23 protein-coding genes are annotated in these 26,671 nt (G+C 30.4%); 15 read left to right on the forward strand and 8 right to left on the reverse strand.

Annotated elements, in window-relative coordinates; all coding sequences use genetic code 11:
• Positions 1 to 385 precede the first annotated feature (385 nt).
• The gene (locus tag DRF65_RS18490; RefSeq protein WP_115972228.1) at positions 386 to 1,627 is read left to right on the forward strand and encodes a tyrosine-type recombinase/integrase; all 1,242 of its coding nucleotides are present in this window, start codon (positions 386 to 388) and stop codon (positions 1,625 to 1,627) included.
• 82 nt (positions 1,628 to 1,709) lie between these two features.
• Here DRF65_RS18490 and DRF65_RS18495 read toward each other — a convergent pair whose 3' ends face one another.
• Positions 1,710 to 2,369 (reverse strand): hypothetical protein, encoded by a 660-nt coding sequence (locus DRF65_RS18495; RefSeq protein ID WP_115972229.1) that lies wholly within the window; start codon positions 2,367 to 2,369, stop codon positions 1,710 to 1,712.
• 239 nt (positions 2,370 to 2,608) lie between these two features.
• Between DRF65_RS18495 and DRF65_RS18500 the strand changes: the two genes are divergently transcribed.
• From DRF65_RS18500 to DRF65_RS18550, 11 genes are all read left to right on the forward strand, one after another.
• Complete coding sequence (locus tag DRF65_RS18500) at positions 2,609 to 3,343, forward strand: hypothetical protein (protein WP_115972230.1); 735 nt, start codon at positions 2,609 to 2,611, stop codon at positions 3,341 to 3,343.
• 137 nt (positions 3,344 to 3,480) lie between these two features.
• Positions 3,481 to 3,999 carry a hypothetical protein gene (locus DRF65_RS18505; RefSeq protein ID WP_115972231.1) on the forward strand — a complete coding sequence of 173 codons (519 nt, stop codon included), beginning with the start codon at positions 3,481 to 3,483 and terminating at the stop codon, positions 3,997 to 3,999.
• Between the two features lie 178 nt (positions 4,000 to 4,177).
• A complete protein-coding gene (locus DRF65_RS18510) occupies positions 4,178 to 5,368 on the forward strand; it encodes an energy transducer TonB (protein WP_115972232.1) in 1,191 nt (396 codons plus the stop codon).
• A 183-nt stretch (positions 5,369 to 5,551) separates the two neighbouring features.
• On the forward strand, positions 5,552 to 5,932 hold the full coding sequence (locus DRF65_RS18515; protein ID WP_115972233.1) for a hypothetical protein: 381 nt from the start codon (positions 5,552 to 5,554) through the stop codon (positions 5,930 to 5,932).
• Positions 5,933 to 6,088: 156 nt separating this feature from the next.
• A complete protein-coding gene (locus DRF65_RS18520) occupies positions 6,089 to 6,619 on the forward strand; it encodes a hypothetical protein (RefSeq protein WP_115972234.1) in 531 nt (176 codons plus the stop codon).
• A gap of 222 nt (positions 6,620 to 6,841) precedes the next feature.
• Positions 6,842 to 7,120 carry a helix-turn-helix domain-containing protein gene (locus DRF65_RS18525; protein ID WP_115972235.1) on the forward strand — a complete coding sequence of 93 codons (279 nt, stop codon included), beginning with the start codon at positions 6,842 to 6,844 and terminating at the stop codon, positions 7,118 to 7,120.
• A gap of 77 nt (positions 7,121 to 7,197) precedes the next feature.
• Positions 7,198 to 8,436, forward strand: coding sequence for a primase-helicase family protein (locus DRF65_RS18530; RefSeq protein ID WP_115972236.1), 1,239 nt, complete (start codon positions 7,198 to 7,200; stop codon positions 8,434 to 8,436).
• Between the two features lie 266 nt (positions 8,437 to 8,702).
• Entirely contained in the window at positions 8,703 to 9,581 is an 879-nt protein-coding gene (locus DRF65_RS18535) for a toprim domain-containing protein (RefSeq protein ID WP_115972237.1), read from the forward strand.
• A 146-nt stretch (positions 9,582 to 9,727) separates the two neighbouring features.
• A complete protein-coding gene (locus tag DRF65_RS18540; RefSeq protein ID WP_115972238.1) occupies positions 9,728 to 10,159 on the forward strand; it encodes a plasmid mobilization protein in 432 nt (143 codons plus the stop codon).
• Positions 10,160 to 10,169: 10 nt separating this feature from the next.
• On the forward strand, positions 10,170 to 11,324 hold the full coding sequence (locus DRF65_RS18545; protein ID WP_115972239.1) for a relaxase/mobilization nuclease domain-containing protein: 1,155 nt from the start codon (positions 10,170 to 10,172) through the stop codon (positions 11,322 to 11,324).
• A gap of 26 nt (positions 11,325 to 11,350) precedes the next feature.
• Positions 11,351 to 11,989 (forward strand): hypothetical protein, encoded by a 639-nt coding sequence (locus DRF65_RS18550; protein WP_123947384.1) that lies wholly within the window; start codon positions 11,351 to 11,353, stop codon positions 11,987 to 11,989.
• A 156-nt stretch (positions 11,990 to 12,145) separates the two neighbouring features.
• Here the strand turns inward: DRF65_RS18550 and DRF65_RS18555 are convergent, their stop codons facing one another.
• From DRF65_RS18555 to DRF65_RS18565, 3 genes are all read right to left on the reverse strand, one after another.
• On the reverse strand, positions 12,146 to 14,170 hold the full coding sequence (locus DRF65_RS18555; RefSeq protein WP_115972241.1) for a hypothetical protein: 2,025 nt from the start codon (positions 14,168 to 14,170) through the stop codon (positions 12,146 to 12,148).
• On the reverse strand, positions 14,167 to 18,168 hold the full coding sequence (locus tag DRF65_RS18560; RefSeq protein ID WP_115972242.1) for an AAA domain-containing protein: 4,002 nt from the start codon (positions 18,166 to 18,168) through the stop codon (positions 14,167 to 14,169). The genes DRF65_RS18555 and DRF65_RS18560 overlap by 4 nt, the downstream gene beginning before the upstream one ends.
• Before the next feature lie 267 nt (positions 18,169 to 18,435).
• Complete coding sequence (locus tag DRF65_RS18565) at positions 18,436 to 18,846, reverse strand: helix-turn-helix domain-containing protein (RefSeq protein WP_115972243.1); 411 nt, start codon at positions 18,844 to 18,846, stop codon at positions 18,436 to 18,438.
• Positions 18,847 to 19,022: 176 nt separating this feature from the next.
• Here DRF65_RS18565 and DRF65_RS18570 point away from each other — a divergent pair, with 176 nt between their 5' ends.
• The 3 genes from DRF65_RS18570 to DRF65_RS18580 all read left to right on the forward strand — a co-directional run bounded on the left by DRF65_RS18570 (position 19,023) and on the right by DRF65_RS18580 (position 21,911).
• The gene (locus DRF65_RS18570) at positions 19,023 to 19,577 is read left to right on the forward strand and encodes a hypothetical protein (RefSeq protein WP_115972244.1); all 555 of its coding nucleotides are present in this window, start codon (positions 19,023 to 19,025) and stop codon (positions 19,575 to 19,577) included.
• 67 nt (positions 19,578 to 19,644) lie between these two features.
• Complete coding sequence (locus DRF65_RS18575) at positions 19,645 to 20,292, forward strand: hypothetical protein (protein ID WP_115972245.1); 648 nt, start codon at positions 19,645 to 19,647, stop codon at positions 20,290 to 20,292.
• The gene (locus DRF65_RS18580; RefSeq protein ID WP_115972246.1) at positions 20,289 to 21,911 is read left to right on the forward strand and encodes a hypothetical protein; all 1,623 of its coding nucleotides are present in this window, start codon (positions 20,289 to 20,291) and stop codon (positions 21,909 to 21,911) included. The genes DRF65_RS18575 and DRF65_RS18580 overlap by 4 nt, the downstream gene beginning before the upstream one ends.
• A 279-nt stretch (positions 21,912 to 22,190) precedes the next feature.
• Here the strand turns inward: DRF65_RS18580 and DRF65_RS18585 are convergent, their stop codons facing one another.
• The 4 genes from DRF65_RS18585 to DRF65_RS18600 all read right to left on the reverse strand — a co-directional run bounded on the left by DRF65_RS18585 (position 22,191) and on the right by DRF65_RS18600 (position 26,562).
• Positions 22,191 to 22,727: a hypothetical protein gene (locus DRF65_RS18585; protein WP_228438792.1), complete on the reverse strand. Its 537-nt coding sequence runs from the start codon at positions 22,725 to 22,727 to the stop codon at positions 22,191 to 22,193.
• A 123-nt stretch (positions 22,728 to 22,850) separates the two neighbouring features.
• A complete protein-coding gene (locus tag DRF65_RS18590; RefSeq protein WP_115972247.1) occupies positions 22,851 to 23,492 on the reverse strand; it encodes a hypothetical protein in 642 nt (213 codons plus the stop codon).
• A 117-nt stretch (positions 23,493 to 23,609) separates the two neighbouring features.
• Positions 23,610 to 25,598 carry a RecQ family ATP-dependent DNA helicase gene (locus tag DRF65_RS18595; protein ID WP_115972248.1) on the reverse strand — a complete coding sequence of 663 codons (1,989 nt, stop codon included), beginning with the start codon at positions 25,596 to 25,598 and terminating at the stop codon, positions 23,610 to 23,612.
• Positions 25,588 to 26,562, reverse strand: coding sequence for a hypothetical protein (locus tag DRF65_RS18600; protein ID WP_115972249.1), 975 nt, complete (start codon positions 26,560 to 26,562; stop codon positions 25,588 to 25,590). Before DRF65_RS18600 ends, DRF65_RS18595 begins: the two co-directional genes overlap by 11 nt.
• Between the last annotated feature and the right edge of the window lie 109 nt (positions 26,563 to 26,671).

Here is a 26,671-nt window from a genome sequence, read left to right on the forward strand (position 1 = left end):
AAAATCAAAAACTTTAGATTACAGCTCAGAGGAGTAAAAGATAAATCTTTTTTTCTTTTTAGATTAACCAAACTTTTTGCGTAATCCACAACTTTTGGTACTGATCCGTTTTATCCAGAATGTGAAACCAATTTTAACAGGTGAACCAACTTTTTATGTGTTGCTTAAAGAAATGTAGGAAAAATGTGAAAAAAAAAACCTACTGATTACAGTAGGTTTTTTTTGCTTTATTGCGGAGAGAGAGGGAAACGAACCTTGTTAAAATTAACATATCTAATTTTGTATAAGTATTCTATTTATCAATATTTTAAATATATTTGTATTAATAAAAACAAGTTGTTTTTATGTTCAATTATGAAAGTATTAGCACCTAATTTAGCACCTTATGAATTCTACCTTCAAACTTAAAGAACCCAACGGCGAAAAGGAAACACTAATTTACTTCCGTTCTTATTTTGGAAATGAAAATAAGAATTTTATCTATTCTACTGGAGAAAAAATTAAACCTGAAGAATGGGATTTCGATAACCGGCAACCCAACGATCTAAACGGAAGAACAAAAAGAGCCGAGAGCCATAGAAGTATAAAAAAACAACTTGACAGATACATCGGTTTTTTCACCGAGATTGTCAATCGTTACAAAAACATTGGCGAAGAGATAACGATTGATATAATAAGACAGCGATTTGACGAAGAATTTAAAAAGATCAAAAGAAAAGACGATTTTTTCAGGATATATGATGAATTTGTTCAGGAAAAAGAAAATGATTATTCTGGAAAGGGAATATCTAAATCAACTAAAAGCAGATATGATTATAACAAAAAATTGTTAGAGAATTTCCAAGAGGAATACAAATTAAAATTAAGTTTAGGTAATTTTGATGAAAAGATCTATAATAAATTTCTCAAATATTGTATCGAAGAAAAAGACCATTCCGCTAATACTGTCCATAGAAACGTGGGATTATTAAAAACTTTTTTTTATTGGACTTTGAGTAAGAAATACACCTACAACAATGGTTTTATCAATTTCAAGAAACCTCCCAAATTCCGAACAGACGAGATAGCTCTAAACTACGAGCAGGTGGAACAAATTTATCAATATGATTTCAGTACAAATAAAAGACTTGAAAGAGTTAGAGATTTGTTTGTTTTTGGATGTGTAACTGGAATGCGCTTTGGAAATTACAATCGTATTTCAAAACAGGATATTCAAGGGGACTTTATTAGGGTTATTGATTTAAAAAGTAAAACTAAGAATCTTTCAATTCCAATTAATACTATTTCTAAATCAATTCTTGAAAAGTATGATTATGATTTACCAACTATTACGAATCAAAAGATGAATGAATTTATTAAGGAGGTCTTTAAAGAGCTGAAATTTACTGATGAGATAAAGAAAACTATGAAATATGGTGATGAATTAGTAGACGTAAAGTCTGAGTTTTGGGAAAGAATTTCCTCACATACTGCAAGAAGAAGCTTTATCACTATAATGAAAAATAAGAGAGTTCCTGACAAAGTAATTATGAGCTACACAGGACATACTAGTTTAGAGGTCTTCAATGCGTATTACAGACCAAGTGAAGACGATAAAGTTAATTATATGAACGAAGTTTTTAAGTAAGCTATTTTGAGTATAAGAAAGATATATTCTATAAAGAAATTAAGGAATTGAAATAATCAATTAGGAATCCCTAAATCTTATTTTACAAATCAATCTTGATATATTCTTTTAAGTAATCTCCTTTTGCTGCTAATCGATTTAAATGATATTGATAATGTTCTATTAGATTTGGATTTGATTCATTTTTGTAATCATCGGATTCCATATATTTTTGATATTTTTCTATCTTATCCGAACATAATTCGAAAGCTTCATTATATTTTCCGCACATAATTAATGCGTTGATTTTATCTTCGGCAACACTATTTTTTGCAATCTTTTCCCAAGTATTATTATCAAGAAAATATGGATTTTTGCACTTGACGAAATTCTCAAAAATTACATCCATTATCTTTTGATGATCATATTTTTTAAAATCATAATACGCAGCGTATAACTCCCTATTAAATTTTTTGCTGTAATGGTTCTCTGGATTTAAGTAATATGATACACTTAAATCAGGAAAATTCTTTTTGTGCCACCTTTTAAATTTAGAGCTTTCAATGTCAAAATAACAATCAAATTGAATAATTTCATTTGCATAATTAAATTTGGCGGCAGGAAAATATATCTCATTTTTTATTTCATCAAATTCTCTTACAAATTTTAAACTTTTTGCATTGAAATTAAAATCATACTCTTTTAATCTTTCGACTAAAAAATTTTCTAAAGCTTCTTTTAAAACTTCTTTTGGATAGCTCATATATTATGTGATATGTTTTATAAATTTATATATTAATTTTGAATATATAAAAATTTAGTTTTAACAATTTAGCTTCAATACACATAAATTTATTATTTTGAAAGGGCGTTATAATACAAAAATCTCTACACAAAGATAATTTTGCAGGTACGCAATTAGGACTTCAAAATTTAAAAATGGAAAGGTAATTAGAAACTGGTTCTGCGAGAAGGTGGTTTTTATTAATAATCAATGAAATTATGGATCAGAAGAAATTATACGGACGTTGGAACTTTTGGGAAGAATTTGTAAGCTATCCTATGATGGTCTATTATCGGATCAGGGGAGAAAACATTCAAAAGATGTTGTCAAAAAGAATCGACAAAGCCAAAAAGAAAGCCAGCAAAATTATTCTTACTGAGAAAATGAAAAACGAGTTTTTGATACAGTATGAAAAGTTGGAGAATTTTTTCAGCTCTCACTTCAAAGACATCGATATATCAAGAAATCACAATTTTGAGGAGAAAATCAATTATTGTTTAGATGAATATCGAAAAGAATCCACCTGCTTAATAACTTCAAGTAACCTAATGAAGTTACAGGGGAATTTTCTAAGTGGTGCTGAAACTACCCTTTTTCTATATTTTGCTTTAGAAAGTAAAACAAAAAGAGAAATTCGCCTGTCGGATATTATGATAGGTGAAAACAGTTCTAAAATTTTCATTGATTTTTTGAAAGACAAAAAGTTCATCGATGAAAATCACAACCTAATCGTAGATCAGAAATCTTCTTTCATCAGAATCCACCGATTCTTAAAGGACAATCATATTATTAATCCGGATTTTCAAGACACCACTATTATTGAGGCGATGGAAAACGAATATAATACCAAGTTTGACAAGGGAACATTTTCAAGAGCTATCACTGTTAAACCCAATGATTTTGAAGAAGATATTTATCAAAAATTATCTAAGCTATTTAATATAAGGTATTAAATTTTCGTAGTCGGGTAAAATTTCATCATTAGCCATTCCAATCGTACTATTATGTATATTTGATAGTTAGTGCAATTATAAAACGAACTGCAAAATGGAAAATCTTAAAATCGTAAATAAATATCCAATATTAACTGATGTCAAAAAAAATTGACGATAATTTGATTGTTCTAAAATTCAGCAACCACCAATATTTTGATTTAGAAAATGATATTTATGAGTTGAACATATTTGGGAATGAGGTAGCTAAAAGCATTGACCTTATCAAAAAATATAATTTAAATACCGAAACAGTTATTGTAGATGAAATAAACGAACTTGATTTTTTTGTTGGTAATATGGATGAATCACCAGATTGGGGAGATTGGAACGGAAATTTTTCTATGACTTTTGAAAGATATAGTGGTCAGTTTTCTGAAAAAACTCAAGAAGATTGGGAAAATGAATTAATGTTTCTGATTGGAGACCAAGTTAGAACTAAGGCATTCCAATCAGTAATTGATGTTAAATTTAGAAGCGCTAAATTTGAACAAACAAAAAAAATGATTATAGAAAATCAAATAGAACCAAAAATTCAGGATAATTTGATTTTGCTATTAAATAAAATTCAAAATCTTGATGACGGAGAATTTTATCATACTTTTATGAATAGATAAAAAAATAGATTAAAGAGTAATTGCCAGAGCGGTTTTGCAATAGTGGGTAAAACTGCAAAGTTCAACGGCAGTTCTTCGATTGAACTTTTACCAAAAAGTGAAGATTTATACTTTAATTGCCCTGCCATCACCAAGTGCCGAAATGGTCTCCTTAATTGTGTAATGCACTTCGAAAAATATGAAACAAATTATTACAATCCTATTTTTAACATTTTCAGTTACCCTATTTTCTCAGGACTTAAAAACCTTTGAAGGAAATTATAAAGAAGGAACTGCAAAGTATAATTTTTACAAAGGGAAGGAGAATAATATAATACTGGAAGGTAAATTTGAATATTTTAAAGCCAAGAATCAATCAGAAATTGGTCAACATACTCAAAATTTGAAAGTTGGAACTTGGAAATATCATTTTGAAAATGACGGTTATAAAATTGAGTTCTATGGAAATTATACCAATGACTTAAAAAATGGAATCTGGATATTCAAATTTCTTGAGAATGGAATTTCTGAGAGTTATTCTTTGGAATTTCAAGACGATATATTAGTAGGAGAAGTTAATTGGAGCGGTTTAAAGGGCGAGTTTGATACAAAAGGAAGATTCATAGGGATTTGGGAAGTGAAAAATGATAACGATAAATATGATGCTACTTTTAATGACAATATTCTTATAATGTTGGAAAAAAGAACATTGAACAACATATTGCTTAGTGTTTATCGACCTGACACTTATTCAACAGATTTTACAAAATTATCCTTTGGTGATAATCCTATAATCAGAAAAGAATATAATTTGGATTGGAATTTTAGACTAATGAGTGGGGAATTTAATCTTGACAAAATTTACGATATTAATCGTGTTACATTAGATGGAATTAGTGAAACATATCTCGAAAGAGAAATTTTCTTTAATGCTTTTTTTGAATCCATTACAGATAAATTGAACGACAAGATTTTTGATTATACAAATTGGACTTATTTCAAACTTATTGAATTGAAAAATAACCCTGACTTTCTATACTTAAACACTCAAACCATAAAACCCAAGAAAGAAGCAATACATAATAACTTTAATTTAGACAATCTATTAGTTGATGAAAAGCCCGTCTTTAAAGACGGAAACTCTAATTTTATACCATTTATTAAAGATAATTATTTCAACTTTGATGAAGTTTCGGGTAATGCTGTTATCGAGTTTTTAATTGACACACAAGGAAATATTAATATTCTAAATGTAAAGACCACAGGGAATTTTTCAGAAAAAGAAATTAGACGTGTGTTGAACCTTTCACCAAAATGGACACCCGCCAAAAAGGAAGGAAAGCCAATAGACGTTAAAATTGTTCTTCCTATAAATGTAAATAGAAACTAAGAAATTGTTTATTAAGAATTATCTACACTGTATAATATCAAGTATTAGACTTTGAGCAGGTGATTGAATAAATATTTTAAAATCGACAGACTATGTATATTTGGGTGTTAGCTACAAGTTTGTAAAAAAACCGCTTTATTGAATTGAAAATGAACAAATTATTTAAATAACTAAATTTAAAAAATGAAAATATTATTTCTACTCGCTTTCATAATTTCTATAAATTCTTATTCACAAAACAATTTAAATAAAACATTAATTGGAAAATGGAAATTAGTTGCTGAAAGTGGCAAAAATGGAAGTGCTAAAATTTTTACGAATGAAATTAAAAATGGCGAAACATTAATATTCGAAAGTAAAAGTAAGCTTCAAAATGAAAATGGAGATAAAGGAACGTATAAAATCAATGGAAATAAATTAAAAATAAATATTGCCAAAAAAGAACGATTTTATTTAATGTTTTTTGATGAAATTAACCCCAATAAAATTTATCTAAATCCTGTAACTTCCAAATACGAAATTATTTGTGATGAAGGTTGTTCATTCACATATATAAAACTGTAAAAAAACCTTTATATAAGCAGGTATTGGTAAAATTCGGGTTTAAAATTTTTGTGATTTAGTCACACGAAATATAACTGCTTAGCTTGATTGAAATTGAACTTCCAGTTCTTATTTATCACACACTTCGACAGTACTTTTTCCATTAGCAAATACTTTATGACCAAAAAACTAAATATATCAATACTATTCTGGTTCATCAGTTGTTCCAGTATTTATTCACAAAAAAAAGATGTGGATATTAACAAACAATATCTGAAAATTAAAAATTCAAAAACATTGATAATTGATAGCCTTTCTCTAATAAGAGGAATTGACTTTAGTAATGGAGATAATGCTGATGAAAAAAAATACAAGATTTTCAAAAAAGGAAAGAAAATTATCAAAATTGAGTATGATGAGATTAGCAATGGGTCTAGAAAATGGAATAAAAAAACGACCATATTCTTAGAAAATGATATTCCTTTCTTTATTGTTGAAAGAATTAATGGCGAGGTGATATATCGATTAGATAGTGGTGAAAAATCAGAACCTCATAAAGTAATTGAAGAAATTTATGTTTATGATTGGAATAATGAGAAAGTTAAGAGAATCTATAATGGACACGAAATAACGTACCAAATGAAAATTTGTAAGTTGTGTTATGAAGAATTGATTGAAAAAACTAAACTGAGATTTAACTCAAAATAATAATGATACTTCTTCTCTGTTTAGCTATCTGAATAAACACAAAAAAGAATAAAAATCATCCACTACTAAAAGTAGATTCTATTCTATTGATTTTGAAAAAGATATACATCAATAATTATCTAAACTGCTTAATGTCAAGTATTAAACTTCACGCAATTGAGTGGAGTTGCATAATTATTTATTCCAATCATACAATTTTGTCTGCAAATAACATCACAGATTATGCAGACAACCAATCCATTCCAAACCATTCTTGATGAATTAGGGGAAGTAAAAGAGATACTCTATTCTCTCAAAAAAGAACCTGAAATCGAGTTGAAAAAGAAACTGTACTCCATCAAAGAATGTTCAGAAATTCTTAAACTCGATTATCAGACCGTTCGCTCACACATTTTAAAAGGCAACATCAAAGCTGAACAAATCGGACGATTCTACAGAATCAGCCATTTGGATCTGATGAATGCTTTGAGCGATGTTAAATCGCTCAAGTACAAAAGATAAACGAACTCATTTGTTTATCCGAATCATTATTGTTCAACCTTTCCGTAATTCTATTACGGAATCAATCCCTTTAAAAAATGAGCGAAAAAATTCCTTATCTAAGAGTAGGAACAACGTATTATAAAACGATTGAAAAACCATTAATTTCCGGAGACAAGATTTCGATTCTGGTTCGATGGAATCGTGAAACGATTATCAGCGACTACGGAAAAGTATATGTTTCAAAAGTTCCTAAGTATGATGGCTTCTGTTGTATCCCTTCACATCTGGACTACCAGCAGATCATTCAAGGATTCTACAATGTTTATAACGAAATTCCATATCAGCCTATAGAAGAGAATGTAGAAATCGATAAACTTCAAGAAAAGATTCCATTTTCATTGAATTTTATGGAACATATTTTTGGCGAACAGTTGGAATTAGGCTTGGATTATATTAAGATCCTACTCCAATATCCAATTCAGATGCTTCCAATCCTTTGCTTAGTTAGCAAAGAAAGATCTACCGGAAAATCTACTTTCATCAAATGGCTGAAATCAATCTTTGGACTCAATATGACTTACATCAAAGGAGATTCCTTCAGCAGTCAGTTCAATTCGGATTGGACTTCAATGCTGATTGTAGCTATTGACGAAGTGTTTTTTGACAAAAAAGAAATCACGGAACGTCTTAAATACCTTTCCACGACTGATAAAGACAAGAAAGAGGCTAAAGGAAAAGACAGGGAAGAAGTAGAATTCTTCGGCAAATTCATCCTCTGTTCCAATAATGAAGATAACTTCATTCAGATTGATGAAAATGAGATCCGATTCTGGATTATCAAAGTTAGATCAATCAAAAGCGAGAACACTGAATTTCTACACAATCTCAATAAGGAGATTCCTTATTTCCTGCGCTATCTGATTGAAAGACCTTTCCACAGCCATAAGTTGACCAGAATGTGGTTCACGGAGTCTGAGATCAGAACCAAAGCGCTTCAGAGACTGCTATGGAAAAACAACAATAAGCTCGAATCCAAGATCATTGAACTTTTATATGAGTTTTTTGAGAACACAGAAGATAACAAAATCAATTGTGTTCCACAGGATATTTTCAATATGCTGGGTAAAATGTTCAAAAACAGTTATTGGACAATCAATGATGTCAGGAAATTACTCAAAGAAATCTGGAAGCTTGAGCCTCAAAACAATTCATTAGCCTATATCAAATACGACCTAGATTATGGCTTAAGTTTTTTCCAACAGAACAAAATAGGGCGGTACTTTACAATAGAAAAGAATTTTATTCTCCAAAAATTTGATGAAATGATGAATTAACAGATAATGAAAAGAAAATCAATCTGTTATCTCTCATCAAAAGCCTCATCAAATTTTAAACCCTTGATTTTTGATGAGAGAGTGATGAGAAGAAAATCTCAAGTTTGATGAGATGATGAGAATTTGATGAGAATTTAAATTATTACAATTCAATTAATTACAAAGTTCTCTCATCAATTCATCAAAAATTAGTCAAAACCAAACCCGTCCGCTTGAACCGACAGAACACCTACTATTTATTACTAAAAAACATTAAAAATTACACAATGAACTGCAAACAATTCAACAGCATACCGCTGGAAGAAGTCCTACTTTCTCTCGGACACCTTCCAACGAAACAAAATGAAAAAGAAGCTTGGTATCTCAACCCCTTTGCCAACGAATCCCAAGCCTCTTTTAAAATTAATAAAAGCCTAAACTATTGGTATTTATTTTCAGAAGGAATCGGTGGAACGAATACCGACTTTATGAAGAAATATCTGAACGCTTCGGTCAATGAAGTTTTAGTATGGGCAGAAAGTCAGAATTTTTCTTCCTTTCAACAGCAAAATATCTCAGATCGGAAAGTAGAAAATCTTCCTGCAAATTATGAGATCATTGAAATTAAAAACGTTCAGCATCCTGCACTTCTGGAATATTTGAATGAAAGAAAAGTAGATAGCCAAATCGAATTTTTAAAAGAGATTCATTATCGAATGAATGAAAAAAAAAATTTCGGAATTGGATTTAAAAACGATTCTGGCGGTTATGAAATTCGCAATAAATATTCAAAGATCTGTTTGGGTAAAAAAGACATTTCTACAATAAAAAATGGTTCGGGAGATTTGAAAATTTTTGAAGGGTTTTTTGATTTTTTTTCTTTTAAAAATGTAGAAAAATTGTTGGACAATAAGTCTTCGAATTATCTTATTTTGAATTCCGTCTCGATGATTTCTAAGATTAAAAATTCACTCGAAAATTATGAAAATATTGAGCTTTATTTTGATAATGATGAAGCAGGAAATCGTGCCGTTGAAATGATTAAAAATGAAAACAAAAACGCAGAAGATTGTCGGGTTTTGTATTCGGATTTCAAAGACTTAAATGATTGGCTTGTTCAAAAAAATCCATCCAATGCACGAAAAGTGAAACTTAGGAGAAGGTGAGTAAAATAAACACAGGTAAAATATGGTGGTATGTTAGTGCAAAAAGTACCCAAAGTTTACAATAAGCGTAGCCGCTGATTGCAAAATTGGGATTTTTGATTTCTTCCTATCGTCAGAAATGTTTTACAAACACTAAAATTAACATAATGGAAAAAGACTTTTTACAAAAATTTATACACCAAGTCGCCAAAGAAAATGAGGCAAAGATTGCTCGGGAAAAGAGAAAAAAATATTTCCAAGAATTAGGGCGGAAAGGTGGGTTGAAGACCAAGGAAAATAAAAAGCTGGATAAAGTGATTTCAATCAGAATGACCAATTCTGAATATGAAATTCTGATTAAAAAACAGAAAAAATATCCGCTAAAAATGTCTACTTATATCCGGAATATTTTGTTCGAAAAAGAATTAAAAATTAATGAATTTCAAACCGATGAAGTCTTACTTCAATTTGGAAACAATTTCAAGAAAATAACCAATCTTTTGCGAAATCGGGAATGGAATGTTTTTGAAAACAAGAAAGAAATTTTAGTAAGAATTGAAAATCTGATCGAAATGATTCATCAATATTTATATTCTTAAACTCGGAAAAATGAATAATTCCGCAACCACAAGAGCTATCACAAAGATTGCTTTGGAATACAATGGCAATGATAAAGGAACAGCAGAAATGGTGGCTTCGAATTATCTTCTAAGCGATACTGCGGAAGGTCAATTTCACGAAATGAAAACCGTAGCTGAAAGAAATCCCAAAGTGAAGAAATGGGCATTGACAGGCTACATTTCTCAACCGGACGAGATCGGTAGAAAATTGAAGGATGAAGAATTCAAACAAATTGTGATGGAAGCTCTTACCCAAGTAGGTGTGACAAATAGAAATCAATACCGATTGGATATTCACAACAGTACAAAACATAAGCATATTCATTTTGTCGCCAATAGGATTGATATTTCGGGAAAGTGCACTGTGAAAGCACACGATATCGGAAAGAGATTTGGTGAAGCTGTCAGAGAAGTTTGCAAAGAGAAAGGATTATTAACCGATGTTGAAATTGGAATTCAGAAAAAAGCGGAGATGCTTAAAAGTTTGACCGAAGCCATTAGGTCAGAAGATAATTTTGATAATCTCATCTCAGAAATGAAGAAAAAAGGTTTTGAAGTTCAATTGTCTTCAAATATCAAAGACGGAATTTCGGGAATGCGAATTGTGATGGAAAAGGACAAAAATTTTCAAACAGAAAGAATTTATAAAGCAGGTTACAAACTGTCTGAAATTTCAAATCGATTGAAAATTTCTGAAATAAAATCTTTGTTTGAAGTGAAAAATGCAGTTCGTGAAGCCGAAAAAACTTCTGAGAATTGGAAAGAGTTCCGAGCCAGCCTGTATCAGAAAGGATTCTCTTTTAACATTCAATATAAGGAAGAATTCAGACCCCATCAAAAAAATGAAATTCAAGATGTTTGGATAGGTAAAATTGAACAATTAGGAAATAACAAGCAGAAAAACGGATTGCTTTTTAATCAATACAAGGGGTATTCTCTTTCTGAAATAGATTCCACCTTTCAAGATCTGATAAAATCAATGTCCGGAAGCAGCGAAATAAATAGTCTGAACACGCAACCACAATCATCATCAAGGGAAAGTGTAGCAGAAATTGCAAGTGAACTTTTAGAAGAGCTTTTGAAGCCGAATTATGTTGCGCAAAGCGATGATGGACTTTGGAAAAAGAAGCGGAAATCAAGATAAATATTAACAATTCAAAAATCAAAAAAATGGAAAATAAAAATCAAAACGAAGAATCTAAAAGAAGTGGAATGGAACTTTTGGAGAACGTGGTAAAATCCAATGAAAATAACATTGCCTCAAATTTGGAGAATAAGAAATCTAATGCAGAAGTAAAAGCGGTTATTGAAGATCTGGTATTGACGATTGGTCAAATGCAGTTAGACCTTGAAGTCATAAAAGAAATTCCTAATGAGGTATTGGCTTTTTATGAAAAAGAACAACTTTCAAGAACTCAGTATTTAGCAGATATTGCTACCATAATAGAAGCCGTTATTTCACAAAAAATCAGCGATTATTTGGAAAGTTTTCAAAAAACAGCAAAAGGAATGGAGAAATTTATTTGGAGCGGAATTGGAGTTGCAATTTTCTCAGTTTTGGTGTTGATTATTTCTATCAATTTCGCAACTAATTGGTACAAAGAAAGCATCAAAGCAAAAAGTGAACTGCGCCAAGATATTTTAAATGAAATTGCTAATGAAGGAAAAAAAATCTACGATGAAAATGAGATTAAAGTATTTAGCGAAAACACTCAAGTAATGCAATTGTGGATTAAAAATAATCCTAAAAAAGCGGAAGATTTTCTAAGGTTTAGAGATGGATATTTAGCTAATAAGGAAAATAAATAAAAAAATGATTTCTCAATTAGATTCAAATTTTCCTAAATACAGGACTTAAGCAAATTGTTAGGCTATATATATATCTATTTAATTAATCAACTATAATGAATTATGTAATTCATTATAGTTGATTAATTTGATTTCATATAAATCAATTTCAAATTATTAATTTGAAGTTTGAAGCTTTCCAATCTTTTTGTAAAGTTCATTAAGTTCCTCTGAAAAATCGTCTTTAAAGAAATAATAATCTTGTATTAATGTATCAAAACTATCAAGTAATTTCTTTTTGGTTATCCTATTTACTTTTTTGTTGAATAAAGTCTCAACTTGATTTTGTACATCCATCAAATCTTTTAGAAATACATCTTTACCCAATTGCTTCAATGCTATGCTTTTACTTTTTTCAAGTTGTTCTAAAGTTCTATCAAAATTTGGAAATCCAATATTTCTAAACGTATTAAGTTTTATATTGTCGATAGTTTTGATTTTTGATAGAAATTCGACATCAACAGTGAATGGAACACTGTCAATAAGGTTGTTGAAACTTTGACCTTCTTTCATAATGTATTTCTTTCCAAATTCTTCAATAAAGTTAAAATACATCGTTTCTGTTTCATCATTCCAATCTATCTTAATCATCTGTTCCTGTCTTACATTTTTACTGTTTTTATCGACATAAAATGATAATATATTAAAGCTTCCGGTATAAAGAATATTTGGGGTGTTTTTATTTCTTATCCACACATTTTTATAATGAAATTTAGGTAACTGATGAATATAAAAATTTCTATATTTACTCTCAAGCTCATCCAGCATTTTTTTCGCTCTCTCGTCAGCCATAATATCATTCTCCTTTTCTGGCAGAGAATAAACAATAAAAATTTTTGCCCCTTGACGAAGTTGCTGTTCAAAATAATTATACCGATATTTAATCGCGTGATATCTCAGCCAAGGACTGATGAACCATAATTCATCATTGGATTCTTCAAATATTTCTTTTAATTCTAATTCGAACTCTGTGGAATTAAAACTTCTTTTTTGTGTTTTAAATTCTCTTTGAAGTTTCTGAATCTCAACTGTGTTTTCAGCTTTTTGCGCAACATCTAAAAGATTTTGCTTCTCAATTAATTCATTTTCTTCGTGAATTTGTTCTGAAGACTTTACCTCTTCAGTAATAGATAACTCATCAGTATTTTGTACAAGTTTTTCGAGAAGATGTTTTTTTAAATCGTCTCTATTGTTAAGATCCTTAGATAGCTGTTCGACAATTTTATTTTGACTTTCATCATAAACCAAAACGCGACTCTTATTTTCTTTAAAATTATCAAGAAAAATAACCCATAATTTAGCTATGTATTTTTCTGCGTTAATCAGAGTAGTCGACTGCAGAATATAATTATTTTCCGGGAAATGTACTTCAGGGGCCTGAAATACTGCAAACTCACGTATTTGCTCTAGTGAAACAGGGACAGCTTTTACTGGGAGTTGTGACTTTTCACTCTTTAATTTTCTTAATTCACTTTTAGCGTGTTCTTGATTTCTTCCAGTTGTATCAAAATAAATAGTGAAATTACGATTAAAATAAGAATATTTGATTCCATTCTTTGCATATTCTTTTCCAATATCTGTTAGTTGATAGCCATCCGTTGTTCCTTCAATTATATCCTCATCCTTCAGGGATTTTAATGATTTTTCAACAATTGCTCTTTCTGCTGGATCATCAGCGACATTCAGTCCTAATATCTCCCCAATTTTTCTTTTTGATAAATTTTCTACTAGTAATAAATCGCAAATGATTTCATCAAAAATACTAAATGGAACAGGTTGTGATACCTCACCATTATATTTGGCAATAAGAAATTCCCAGTCAAAATCGGTAAACCCAATTATTCTTTCGACCAAAAGCTTTTCTCTATTAGCTGCTTCAATGATTTTTAATTGTACAGGGGTGTTTACATCGCTTTTTGTCGTAAGCTTATTTAGAAACTTGTTTTTATAATCTTCGTAATTTTCACTATTTTGATTTAGATAAGAATTAAAATTATTCTTCACAAATTGTATTTCATTTTCAGAAATTAATTCATTGGAATCTTCCCTTTTTTTAAATCCATTTTCGTTTAAGAAAAGAATAAGATCAGAAATTGGATAATTTTCTTCTAAAGCAAATTTTGATAATCTTATTCTATTCATTGTATTATATTTAGAAATTGAGAAATATCTAATTTGTGCATCTTGGAAATTGCCAGCTCATATTCTTTCTTTTGTGAGAAATGTTTTTGATTTCCAATAACAATAAGTAAACGTTTTGCACGTGAAAAACCTACGTTTATACGTTGGAGCTCCTTAGCAAACCCTAAAGAATGATTTTTAATTATTCTTGTTTTATTTTGATCTGTTACTATTTGCCTATCACTTCTAACAGTGGAAATAATTACTATATTTCTCTCCATTCCCTGAAATCTATCTACCGTATTTATTCTGAAAGGCAGTTGAAATTCATTCTGATCTTTAAAATGTTCAAAGTTTCTTAGTTGATCCTTAGTTAAATCACTATATATCGAATTTTTGATTGTCTGCATTTGGGGCATGTAGTATGTGATTATTCCAATTTCTTTATCCTCATCCTTTTTGCAATTCTCCAGATACTTAGAAAAACCAAAGGATTGTGTTAATGCTTTTAAAATAATTTTTATGGCTTCAACCTCTCCTTGATTTTCAAAAGAGGTTCCTATTTTTTTTTCTTCTGAGTCCACATTAACCCAAATTGCGTGATTATTAGGGGAAATTAAAGGCTCAATGGATAATCCGTGCCATCTACTTGCTTTATTATTAAAATCAGGAAGATCCATATCATTTTTAATACCGCAAAGCAGTCCATTTTCTAATTCTTCTTGATCTTCATAGAATTGAGAAATACAATTCATGATCTGTTCGTGCATTCTAAATTGTGTGTCTAAACTAGTTACAATAGTTTTGGGTGCATTTCTGAACAGTTTTTCAAATTGAGAAGTTGCATAATCCTTTGTAGTCCAGTCTTCAATTAATTTCTTCGCTCCAATATTTTCAAGAGCTTCATTAAATTCCCTTTCATCCAACATTGGTGGAAGCTGTTTGTGGTCACCTATAATCACTACTTTTTTACCAAATGTTAATGGCAATACCAGCTCAGGAGGTGTTGCTTTACTAGCCTCATCCATAATTACCAAATCAAACTCAGGTTCGGGAGAATCATCAGTGTTTCCTGCGAAAGCCGTCTTATAAACGTCAGTAAAACGATTGCTACCGCATTCACTGCAAGTTGCTGCAAACACATTGATATTTTTCTGATAATTTTCAGTAAAAGTTTTTTTAATAAAAGAATCTTTATCAGAAAGTGCTATTTTCCATTTGTCTAACGCTTTTGAAAATTTAGGATCTGTACTACATGAATTTATCACGTTATCAATCCAGTTATTAACAGCATTATCTGCTGTATATTTCTCACTTTCTGATTTCGCTTTTGCGGATTGCCATTCATATATTCTGTCATAAGAATAAACCCGTCCTTCGTTTTCAAACTTTTCATTTTTACCAATTCGGATTGGTCGTACTAATTTTTTTCCCTTTAATCTTTCCAAAGCATTATCTACTGCTAAATTAGTTTGAGAAGTTATTAAAATCTTTGCTTTAGGGTTCTCAGTTAAGGTTTGCCAAATAATTTCTGCGATTACTGTAGTTTTCCCAGTTCCAGGTGGCCCCTGTATGATGGACATATCTTTGGCAAGAAGTGTTTTTGCAACTGCTTCAACTTGCTTAGTTTGGTTTCTTAGTAAGGGCTCGTTAAGATTTTTTAATATCGTTGTTTTTACTGATTCCAATTCATCAGCAGAACTTCTTACCTCATGTGGATCAAAAAGAAAGTTGGATAAATTCATATTCACAGGGAAGCCATTTCTCCCTCCGGGATTCGTAACTTTTTTCATTGCCCTTAGCATCCGCTCAATATTAATTAATTCCCCAGGAAAGATAGGTTTGACAAATCCTTCTTTAATTTCTGATAATTCGAGTCGCTCTTCAATTTTTGCATTCAATTTAACATCAAATGCATCGGTGAGTTTAAACGTTAGCTTATTTTTTTCTTTTTTAACAAGTGTTCCAATTTGTAAACCACCATTATAACGGGCATCCAATCCATAATTTTGAATGCTTAAATCAAGTTGCTTCTTCTCATCAGGTGATAGGAAAATAAATGTTTGAAAACGAACCTCTTTAAGTAGCTCTTTTTGACTTGCGAGCTCAAGAGTTTCATTTTTTACAAAATCATAAGTTGTAGTGCCTAGTTTACTATCGATATTAAGGTCAATAATATCAACATATTCTTCACCTTTTTCTTTAAGAATATTAAGAATACTATTTCTTTGTTGTTCTGAATCAAAGTTTTTTGAAAACATTAAAGAGGAATTCTTCTTAAATGTTTGAAATACTATACCGTCTGGTAATCTTTGCCTAAGTTCGTTTTGAATTTTATTAAGAATTAATTCTCTACTTTCCTCACTATCACTTAAGAAATTTATTTTCCATTTTTTTTCGTAAGCTTTCTTTTCTACAATCGCAAAATCTGCATTATTTTGAATACGCTTTAGTTGGTCTTCGTATTCATATTTATCATTTACTGTAAGTGTAAGTACAGATGAATTTATATTGAAGCTGGAAATTCCAGCGATATCAGTGAATGTCTTAAAATCTCGTAGTAATGAAAAGTTTTTTTCTTTTGGGTAATTGAATATGAATATAGATGGATTACGCTTAAAAACTAAATTTGAATATTTTTTTTTAGCAATATCGTTAAGTGTATCTATATCATATTTGGTTGCGTTTTCAAAGTGATACTCATTGCCTACTTTATCTAATCCTGGAAAATCAATGGTATTAATTGTTTGGTTTGTTGTGAAGCGTGAAATATTTTTTTCAAAGGTAAATCCCAGATTTGCAAAGTATTCTTTTCCAAGAAAAGTACTTACAGTTACCTTCAATTGATTTTCTTTTTCTAATATTTCAATAGAAGCGCGGTCGTAACCATCATTAGAAAGCTTATTTCTAATTTCCTGTAGCCTAACATCTTTTTGACTGTCATCGTCAAATCCGATTTTTAAAGATATTGTTTTATCAAGATCTAGGGATAGAATTTTACTGTAATTGTCATTTACAAATTTTTGAAAATGTTTTTCTTCATTATTATCCAAAGTGACTATACCCTCTTCTAAAAAGTTTAGATCTAATTTATAATCCTCTTTGAATTTAGAGGATAATTCCTCAAATATTTTCTCTTTGTTCTCAAAATCACCATATGTAAAATCAAAAGTCCCTGAAATAGTGTGTTTAGGAATATCATCTTTTAGATCGTAAAAAATTTCATGAGCCAATGTTTTTAAACGCACAAGCATTTCTTCATCAAGAATTGTGAATTTGCTAAATTCTACAAAGACACGACTTTCTTCAAAAGAATATTCTTGAATATCAGACTTATTAAACAAAACCTTAAAATTCTTTTCAAGATTTCGTAATAATTCTTTTTCGTCAATAAATATGTCAATAAGACTTTCTCTATCGTCAGAGTTTTGTTTGTTTATATAATAAGCTTTGCTTACATCAGTGACCTTCCAAATCTGTTCCTTCTCCTTCACCAACTGTTTGAGTGCAGAAACATAATTTTTCCATATAGAAATATCTTTTTCTTTATTGACATCAGCAACCGGAATATTTGTATTTTCCACCACCTTATACAGCTCTTGAAAATCTTTCTCTTGCGAGCCGTCATTTTCTGAAAACTTTATTAGCTTGAATCGCGATTTTTTTTCGACGGTATCTTTTTTAGGAGAATTGTAGAATGAAATTTCCTTAATCTTTTGTACTTTGTAATAAAATTTATCGGTAAATGCATCTATTTTAGCTCTTCCTAAAAATACAATTAACTCTAAAGCACGGATATCTGAGAAGGGAATAAGAATTCTATGCCGGCTTCCTCTGTCATTAGGACTGTATTTTTGATAATAACTTTTACGTTGTACTTCAAAAATTCTTTGTAGTTCAGCAGATTTTAAATTATTGTCTTTGTTACTCTCAAATTTTGTGTAAAAATCGTCATTAACTTTTAAGAATACCTCTATTGGATTCGTCGAAATATTTTGAATTTCATTTAAATGATTCATCAATGTTTATTATGGTTAATAGTAAGTTTTTATTGAATTATAAATTTAAAATTCTTTTTTATATATACAATGAATTTAGTTCACTTAATGGTGCATTTAGCAAAAATAATAAATGTAATCCTGCTAAAATTATGGATTACCGTAATTTGTTATCATTACAAAATTGAAATTGTCGAAGCAAAATAATTAGCCACAAAAAAGGCTCAACTTGTAGTTGAGCCCATCTTATGAAAATGAAAAAGTAATTATCCCGAATTACTTATATTTTTATTTGTTAATGAGCTTTTCAAGTCTTTCCATCATTTCATCCTTTTCCTTTAACATTCGCTCATATAGCGCAATTTTTTCCTCGTGCAACTTTTTGATTTCATCCATTGGATTAATATTGAAAGTTGGTTTTGAATTACCTATGAAAGCATCTTTTTCAATATTAAATGTATTAGAAATAATATTAACCGCCTGTTCTTCATCAAAGTTTTGAAAAGCTTCTACCGGAATTTTCAATACTTCAGAAATCTTTTGTAGTAGAGGATCTTCAATTATTTCCTTTTGTTCAAGCAAAGAAATTTTCTTCTGATTCCAATCATCGCCTAAGTCAAGAGCTAAAGCTTCCTGCTTGATGCCCAGCATCTCTCTAAATCGTTTTACGTTTCTTCCCTGATGTATTTTCTGTTCCATAGCGGTTATCGAATTTTAAAGGCTCAAAGATAAAGCCATTTCTGTTAAATCGTCTGAATTGTAAAGTTAAAAAATTATCCTGTAAAATATCCATTTCAGTAGATATAATATGCAGTTTCAGTATTGATTATGCACTCTTGATAGTAGTAATTCGCATCAATAAAAATATAATTATTATGAAAAAAAAGAAAATAAATTTTGAAGCTGAGTTCTGGGACAGCCATCAAAAGCATTCCTGTTTGACATTGATAGATGCATTTTTTCAAATGGATTTTCTGTCCGCTGTAAGAGAAAGATTAAATGATGTGATGAACTACTCAACAAAATGTGAAGTATTGATGAAAGAAGACCCGTCGCTAATATTCCATTACTATCTCTGTATGCGCTCGTTCATAAGGGCAAGCTATGTTTTACAATTCAAAGCAGAAAAATGGAAAGTGAAACGTCCCCCAAAGTTTCCATCCAGATTGCTTCAAGGTTCACTTTCCGATGAAGAATATAATAATCCATTTCTTGTTTTTCAAAAAGCATTTAAAGAATATACATTGCAGGAATTCGAGTATTTCAACACAGAAATTGTCTACTTCTCTTTGGGCTCATATTCTGATGAACTTGAAGCCAATATTGTTTCTCTTTTTATCCATCTTAATAAAATGCTTGATTCAGCGCAAATCATTCGTGAAAGAGGGTTAAAGAAAATAAAGAATAAAAAACCCACATCCTCAGAATAACTTATCCTTTGAAAAGCATTAGATACCTGACAATTACTGACCAACTTTATTTCACTAAAATTTTAATATGAGAAATAAAGAAACAAGAAAAAGGCTTATCAATTCGACGGGACAAGTTGAAGTTACTTTTAGATTATTGTCGGACAACAGACAGATAGATGAACTTAATAGGGGCATCTATCAATTATTGGATAAATTAGTTGATACTGAGGTAAGGGTGCTATTTGAACGTTATCCAAGATTGATACAGAAGTATAGTATCAAACAATTGCTTTCTGGTAAGGCAAATATCCCAAATACCAATTCACAATGTTTAAAAATTGCAGGACTATTAACCTGCCTGCAATTTTTGATTTCAAGCTTTCCCGAATTTGTAGACCAATCAGGACACCTAATCCCTTTGAAAGAGATAGAAAATAGTGATTTTTACCAAGCAGAAAACTATATGATTGCTTCGATTTCGATGGATGATTATTTAGAAGAAATTTTTCTGACTATCCTTTCTGTTACAGGAGAAGAATATTACCAAAAATTTACAGGGAAAATAGGAAATATCAACTTTACGCTTGATGACATCTTGAAACTTGAAAACGATGTCGAATTGCAAGAGCATATCGATTTAATGATGTGGTTTGCATTGGTTCGAATACTCTTAGAGTCTTTGTACTTCTACTTCAATCTCGAAAATCACAACACTAAAAATCCATCACTATGAAAACTTCAGAACAACTTTTACTATCAAAACTCGAAAACGAATTTTTAGAGGATGCCATCAACGAGCTTAACGAACAATATCTTATCATTCAGATATTTTACGACAAAAGTGTACACTCTCAGGATTCACATCTAATTTTGAATTTGGAACACAAGAACGATGTTGATAAGATAAAACAAAAACACTGGATCAAAAAAGCCTACTCTGAATATAAAGTACATATCCATTTGTTTTACAATACTCAACTACATTATAAGTTTGATTTAGGGCATCCTTTTGTCGAATTTTACTGCAAACCATCTGCCTTGATCTATCAAAATGAGCAGTACGGAAATCATCTATTGATTGACAGAAATTGGAAGAAGTTTAATAAAAAGTTTGAAAATTACAGGGAAAGATTTTACCACGATCACGATATGTTGCTGTCTCAAACCCGTGAATTTATTAAAGTTGGGTCGTTTGTAAGTGTTTTTCTCAGCTACGAAAAGGTCTTTAAGTATGACTTGGAATATCTGGAAAACCTATATACAGGATCTTCATCTGATTCAAACAACCTGCACGAGCGTATTTATCATTTATTACCCTACGCACCTGAAATTCAAAAATATTTCGTGAAACAAAATGGAAAGGAGTATCATCTTATCAGTTTATTAGAGAAAGCAAAAAGATCAGCTCGTGAGGATGAACTTATGTATGACAACGAATTCTTTGAAGCCATCGGTATTGCAGAAGAAAGTCTTTTCAGTATGATAGAAATACGCTTAGACCAATTGAAAAAACAGATCAAAAAATCACCACGTGACATTGCAATACCTAATAAAATATCGAGTGTTTTGGCGGATCACAATGATAAAATTATTGACAAGGCTGTAAAAACCATTATAAAGTTGGAAAGTACAGAAGAGGTCTATCTGTTTCATAAAGCAACCTATGGAAACAATATCATCTATTATCTTCTTATAATTGCTCAAAACGTAAGTAATGAAAAATTGAAAGAGAAACAATATTATCTTAAAAGCAAAGCTGGAAAACAATATGATTTTGTGCTTATCAGCCACGACCGCAATTGGATTCAGCAACACCTGTACAAGTACCAAAATTTCTTTGCGAACATCATACAAGGTAAAAACAGGATTTACGCTTCAAGTCCTTATCATCCCGAGCCACATTGGGAATCTCCCCATCATCTACACCAAGACTTGGATTGCTATTACAAATCAGCAAAAGGCAATGGCTTGCAGTTTTTGAGTATGGTTGGGAATGAAAATGACAACCAGCAGGGAATACCATTTCTTTTCGCTTTATTCTTCCTTTCGTTTTGCAGAACCTACATTTTTGTGAAGCTCTGCTATATGCCCAACTATTTGTCCTTTCAATCATTGTGGCAACTATGCTTATACGCCAATCCGGATATGATAAGCTATCAACATTTATATAATGGATTCCTGCTTAAACTTATTCCCACTTTGGAATACCATAAATTTCTGCGCCATAAGTTTACTTGTCTTGACAAGGAAGTAATAGACCATATGAAAGTTATCGTGGAAAAGCTGATGAATGACCTTGATGAATTGGTCAAAGAAGAAGGATTAATTGATAAAATAGAAAAGGTTTTTTGAAAATTGAGATATTAACAGCATTATGTGGCGGTTAAGAAATGAAAATGTACACTAAAGATAAATCTTAATATTCTGAACAGTACACAGGTAAAATGGATATTCCGTTTTACCTTTTTTGTTAAATTTCCTCAAATATTTGAGATTAACTTAAGTAAAGATTATCGGAATACAGTTCAATTGAATAGAATAAGTGAAACTATGAGATAAAGAAAAATTTAAAACGTCTAAACAATACTTCTGACAATGACTCAAGTCGTTTTCTTGTCTTCATAAGTCAAATTAAATCCATCTCAGGCTATAACTGTATCCTTGGTCTATTCTCATAATATATTCGTCCTCACCTATAAAATCATTCAAAAATCTTTCAGTAAATCCCCAACCTCCAGAATTTCTCGCCTTTTTTAAAACATTCCCTAGTGGATAAAATGTGCGCTTATATTCACCAGCCTTATATAATTTCTCTACAAATTGAAGAGTTTCATTGGTGTCAAAAATTATTAAAAACCCCTTTCCGTTACTAAATCTCTTTGCAGATTCTAATCGTCCGGTAAAACTTGTTATTTTATCAGATTTACCAATTCTTACACAGGCTCGGAACAAAATCGGTCTTGTCTTGGGTAGATAATTTTTTAAAACTATATCCCATACATCAAAAAAAGCCTTTCTTTTTTCTTCAGGGCCCGTAAGAATCCAATTACAGATGAAACGTCTAGTATGTTCAGTTATTTCTATATCTTTCTCTAAAATATCAATCAGGTTTTGAGCAATTGCGCTCTTTTGATTTTTTGACAATCTATAATGAAATCTTTGATCCATTTATTAAAAAACTAGGTATGTTTAGATAGAAAGAAGGGAATGTTAGTTTTGCCAACTTTCAATCAAAGAATTAAGGTTTATTATTATTTAATATCCACTGTAAAAAACTATTTTCCCTTTCTGTTATAATTCTTTAATGGTTTTGATAATTGATTCCAATTGTGCTTTGTCTATTTTTACAACGTCATTCTTTTTGACAAAAAAATTAACAATTATATTAAAGATCAGTGCTGCAATTGCAATTGCAAGAGCTATTTGAGTGAATCTCATTTGCTTTTGAAAACGCTGTTCATCTCTTGCTAAAAAATTATTTTCACAGAAACGATTAAACTCCTCGGTTGTATATATTTCTTTATTTGAATAGTTACAGAGTAGTTGAATGAAATTTTCGTCAACAAAATGATGTTCTATACTGGGCAAATTGGAAACACATCTACCAAATTTACTTGGCTCCATTGAATTTATTCCTCTCTCTAATAATAAAATGTAACCTTCTTTTTCTAATTGATTAATTAAGTTTACAACTTCAAGTATATAAGCAGTTATTGATCCTGTTGCTTCACTTAATTTCTCGTATTCTTCCGAAGATATATTATTGATGTCATTTACCGTAAATATCAAATGTGATTGAAGATTATTTCTGTCAACATAAATACAGATTCCTTTTAATTCGCTATCAACAATGTTTCCAAGAAAATTATTAGCTCCATTTCCTTTTAAAATTCTACGACAAATTTCTTTTTCACTACTATTTAATATTCTCATTTTCTTGTTTTTTATGGTTATTAAGTTTATGGTTATTGTTCAGAAATAAAATATTAATCCAATCATCTCTGATTATTATAACAAATCTTTGTTGTTTAGTTTGTCTGTCGAAATTAATCAATTAGTTTTTATTCGTTTAATTAATTCGTTTGCTTGATTACTTAGTACGGCACTTTCCTTTGTTGTGATCACATTGTCAAGAATTCCAAGTTTTTTAAATATTTGCTTTTTCTCTATCCATTTTTCGTTGTACTGTTCGTCTTCTAGAAGTCCAAGATGTTCCCAATACCAAATCCTATTGTTATGCCTTATCGTAAAGTCTGGCTCTTTCCACTGTGTTGCATTATAATATAGTTTTTCTTCATACTGAAAGTCAATATTAGAGCGAAAGAGAATGTTTGCAATTATTACTTCAGATTTTGAGCGAACCCAAATACCATTTTCTGTTTTATGAATTTTACCTAATAAATGCTTACTTACACCTAAATATCTTCCAATTTCTTGATGTAAAGATTGGGAATCATCATAGTTATCAAGTAAGTAAACAAGGTAGTCTAAGAGATTATGTTTATATTCTTTCTTCTTAGCAGTTTCTGTACTGATATTTTCAAGTTGTTTAGTTGTAAGTATAGATTCGTTGGCATTAATTATCAAACACTTATCAAAACTTTTATTGAGAGTTATCTCATCATCAACTAACGCTTTATAAGTTAGATTGAAAAAGTCCTTACAAGAATAATTTTTAAATTCAGGTTTTAGGAGAAGTGGTATTACCATACCGGTTTTGGAGCTGTCAACAATTTTTTTTAGGTCTGAATTAGCATTGGTTTTAAAAATCTTCAAATTCGTAAACCCTTTAGCATCTATTGAAATCGCGTTACAATTTAAAAAATAAGGCAAAACTGTTTGCAACTCTTCTTCTGCAAAGTATTGAAGAGTTTTTTTTCCAATTTCATTATTGGAAGCCTTTTTAAACAAATTCTTTATTTCATCTTCATTAGGAAAGGACTTGTCAATAAAATGTGTTTTACGAACTTGAACATTTTTGTTTGAGTAAAGCATATAAGCGCTAGCACCATTGTGATCTCTACCTGCTCTGCCGATTTCTTGGTAATATTGCTCAATAGACTCAGGCAACATATAGTGAACAACAACACGAATATTTGGAATGTCTATACCCATACCAAAAGCATTTGTTGCAAAAACTAAATTTGTAGTACCGTCTCTGTATTCGGTAATAATTTTTTGTCTTAGCAAACTTGTCATATCTCCGTGAAATGATAAAGCAGTTATACCTTTCTGATTGGCAATTTCGCATAAATCTTCAACACCACCTTTATGATACTTACGATATAGGTAAACTAAGACTTTCTCGTCCTTATGTTTTTCAATGATTTCCCAAAGTCTGTTTCTTTTTTCTTCTTCGTTTGTTAGCTTTTCTACTCTTAAATCTATATCGAAACGAAGTAAAACATCGTCTTTCAAAATCGACTGCTTATCCATTTTGAAATCGTTTGTTATATCTATTAATTCTCTCGGATTTATTGTAGCCGTAAGCCCTAAGACCTTTGGAAGCTGATCTGAGAAAACCGAATTAAGAAAAGCAGGAATATGCTTGTAAAATGGTCTGAAATCGAATCCCCATTGACTTATACAATGGATTTCATCAACAACGATTAACTTTATTTTGTCTTTTTGAAGTGAAATGCAATATTCAAAAAATCCATCAGTTGCCATTCTTTCTGGGCTTACAAAAATAAAATCTGGATTGATTTCACCTTTTGCAAATCTTTTTAGTTGCTTAATTTGATCTTTAGCGACCATACCACCGTGAATTGCCAAAACTTCAAACCCTTCATTTGTAAGTTTATCTGCTTGTTCATCTATCAAGGCGATAAGTGGTGAGACAACCAAACAAGTTCCTTTTAATGCTTTTGCTGTCACCCAATATATTAAAGATTTTCCACCACCTGTTGGCATAATTGCTAACGTTGAACCGGTGGAAACTACTTGATTAATTACTTTTTCTTGGAAAGGTTTTAAAGAAAACTTACTTGCTAATGCAGGAAACTCCCTTTTAAAAACATCAACTGCATTAGTAGTCATAATGATAGTTTTGTGAGTTTTGTTTTAAAAGATTTATTTCTTCTTGATGACTTCTTGAAACAAATGACAGGAAACCATCAACTGCAATAAATCTATATTCAATTGGTAAGCTGACTCCGTGTAAAGCAAATAGCTCTTTTAGTTTATTAAAAATACGTAAAGCATAGAATGCAAAAAGTCCATAAGGGTAAAAATAATTTTGTTGAGTTGTACCTTCATCACTATTAATCATTAAAAATTGTGAGTCTTCTTTGCACCCAAAACTTTTTTTACTACTTAAATAATATAAAGCCCAAACAGCTTCTCTTGATCTGCTCGGAAACATTTCAGGGAAAAGTTTATAAATAAAGGTGCTTTTAATTCCACCACCTATAACACCAAAAGCGGTATAATTTTCATCGTCTAAATCATAATAATTTAAATCCGAGCAAGTATCTATCTGTTCAAATCCGTTTCCATCATATCGTTCATTTCTCCATTCGTTTGATAATTCGATGATGTTAGAGGTAACTTCAAATAAGTGTCCTGGTTGTGCATTATTGAAAGCAACTCTAAATTTATCAAGTTCCTTTGCTTGTTTGTTTTGTAGTGTTTTTCGAATAATTGGAATCTGATTTTTTAGAACTGTGTTTTTAAATGAGTTCACATCGTATTTATATTCTTCAAGAGCTTCCAAATTAAGAATATCTTCGTAGGGTTGACGTTCTTTTTCAAAATTTTCGATTGCTTCTTTTAAAAGTCTTTCAAGAATTTTTTTACTGTCTTTGTTTTTGCTTTTGGGTTTCCCTGATGAACCAAATTTTTCCGCAAGTTTTCTAACTTCATTTTCGTCTATGTTATGACCACCTTCTGTCTCTATATACTTTTGAAAGTAAATTGAAATTGATTGATTAATTTCTTGTGATACTTTGTCAATATGTTCTTGCTCGTAGCAAATTTCTTCTATGTCGTTAGGATAATACATATTATGCTTTTATGTCCGTTCAATATTTATAAAATCTCTTTGATAATGATCGTTACGTTTGATTAGTTTTTGAGTACTCGGTCGACAGATCTGAGCCTAAACCCAGCCC

The organism is Chryseobacterium pennae (assembly GCF_003385515.1).
GTDB lineage: Bacteria > Bacteroidota > Bacteroidia > Flavobacteriales > Weeksellaceae > Chryseobacterium > Chryseobacterium pennae.

Coding starts and splice junctions, on each gene's coding strand:
- DRF65_RS18500 (WP_115972230.1), top strand. CDS start 2,609: ATGGATCAGAAGAAATTATACGGACGTTGGAACTTTTGGGAAGAATTT.
- DRF65_RS18535 (WP_115972237.1), top strand. CDS start 8,703: ATGAACTGCAAACAATTCAACAGCATACCGCTGGAAGAAGTCCTACTT.
- DRF65_RS18525 (WP_115972235.1), top strand. CDS start 6,842: ATGCAGACAACCAATCCATTCCAAACCATTCTTGATGAATTAGGGGAA.
- DRF65_RS18510 (WP_115972232.1), top strand. CDS start 4,178: ATGAAACAAATTATTACAATCCTATTTTTAACATTTTCAGTTACCCTA.
- DRF65_RS18585 (WP_228438792.1), bottom strand. CDS start 22,727: ATGGATCAAAGATTTCATTATAGATTGTCAAAAAATCAAAAGAGCGCA.
- DRF65_RS18560 (WP_115972242.1), bottom strand. CDS start 18,168: ATGAATCATTTAAATGAAATTCAAAATATTTCGACGAATCCAATAGAG.
- DRF65_RS18600 (WP_115972249.1), bottom strand. CDS start 26,562: ATGTATTATCCTAACGACATAGAAGAAATTTGCTACGAGCAAGAACAT.
- DRF65_RS18575 (WP_115972245.1), top strand. CDS start 19,645: ATGAGAAATAAAGAAACAAGAAAAAGGCTTATCAATTCGACGGGACAA.
- DRF65_RS18590 (WP_115972247.1), bottom strand. CDS start 23,492: ATGAGAATATTAAATAGTAGTGAAAAAGAAATTTGTCGTAGAATTTTA.
- DRF65_RS18520 (WP_115972234.1), top strand. CDS start 6,089: ATGACCAAAAAACTAAATATATCAATACTATTCTGGTTCATCAGTTGT.
- DRF65_RS18495 (WP_115972229.1), bottom strand. CDS start 2,369: ATGAGCTATCCAAAAGAAGTTTTAAAAGAAGCTTTAGAAAATTTTTTA.
- DRF65_RS18550 (WP_123947384.1), top strand. CDS start 11,351: ATGGAAAATAAAAATCAAAACGAAGAATCTAAAAGAAGTGGAATGGAA.
- DRF65_RS18540 (WP_115972238.1), top strand. CDS start 9,728: ATGGAAAAAGACTTTTTACAAAAATTTATACACCAAGTCGCCAAAGAA.
- DRF65_RS18595 (WP_115972248.1), bottom strand. CDS start 25,598: ATGACTACTAATGCAGTTGATGTTTTTAAAAGGGAGTTTCCTGCATTA.
- DRF65_RS18570 (WP_115972244.1), top strand. CDS start 19,023: ATGAAAAAAAAGAAAATAAATTTTGAAGCTGAGTTCTGGGACAGCCAT.
- DRF65_RS18555 (WP_115972241.1), bottom strand. CDS start 14,170: ATGAATAGAATAAGATTATCAAAATTTGCTTTAGAAGAAAATTATCCA.
- DRF65_RS18580 (WP_115972246.1), top strand. CDS start 20,289: ATGAAAACTTCAGAACAACTTTTACTATCAAAACTCGAAAACGAATTT.
- DRF65_RS18505 (WP_115972231.1), top strand. CDS start 3,481: ATGTCAAAAAAAATTGACGATAATTTGATTGTTCTAAAATTCAGCAAC.
- DRF65_RS18545 (WP_115972239.1), top strand. CDS start 10,170: ATGAATAATTCCGCAACCACAAGAGCTATCACAAAGATTGCTTTGGAA.
- DRF65_RS18530 (WP_115972236.1), top strand. CDS start 7,198: ATGAGCGAAAAAATTCCTTATCTAAGAGTAGGAACAACGTATTATAAA.
- DRF65_RS18565 (WP_115972243.1), bottom strand. CDS start 18,846: ATGGAACAGAAAATACATCAGGGAAGAAACGTAAAACGATTTAGAGAG.
- DRF65_RS18490 (WP_115972228.1), top strand. CDS start 386: ATGAATTCTACCTTCAAACTTAAAGAACCCAACGGCGAAAAGGAAACA.
- DRF65_RS18515 (WP_115972233.1), top strand. CDS start 5,552: ATGAAAATATTATTTCTACTCGCTTTCATAATTTCTATAAATTCTTAT.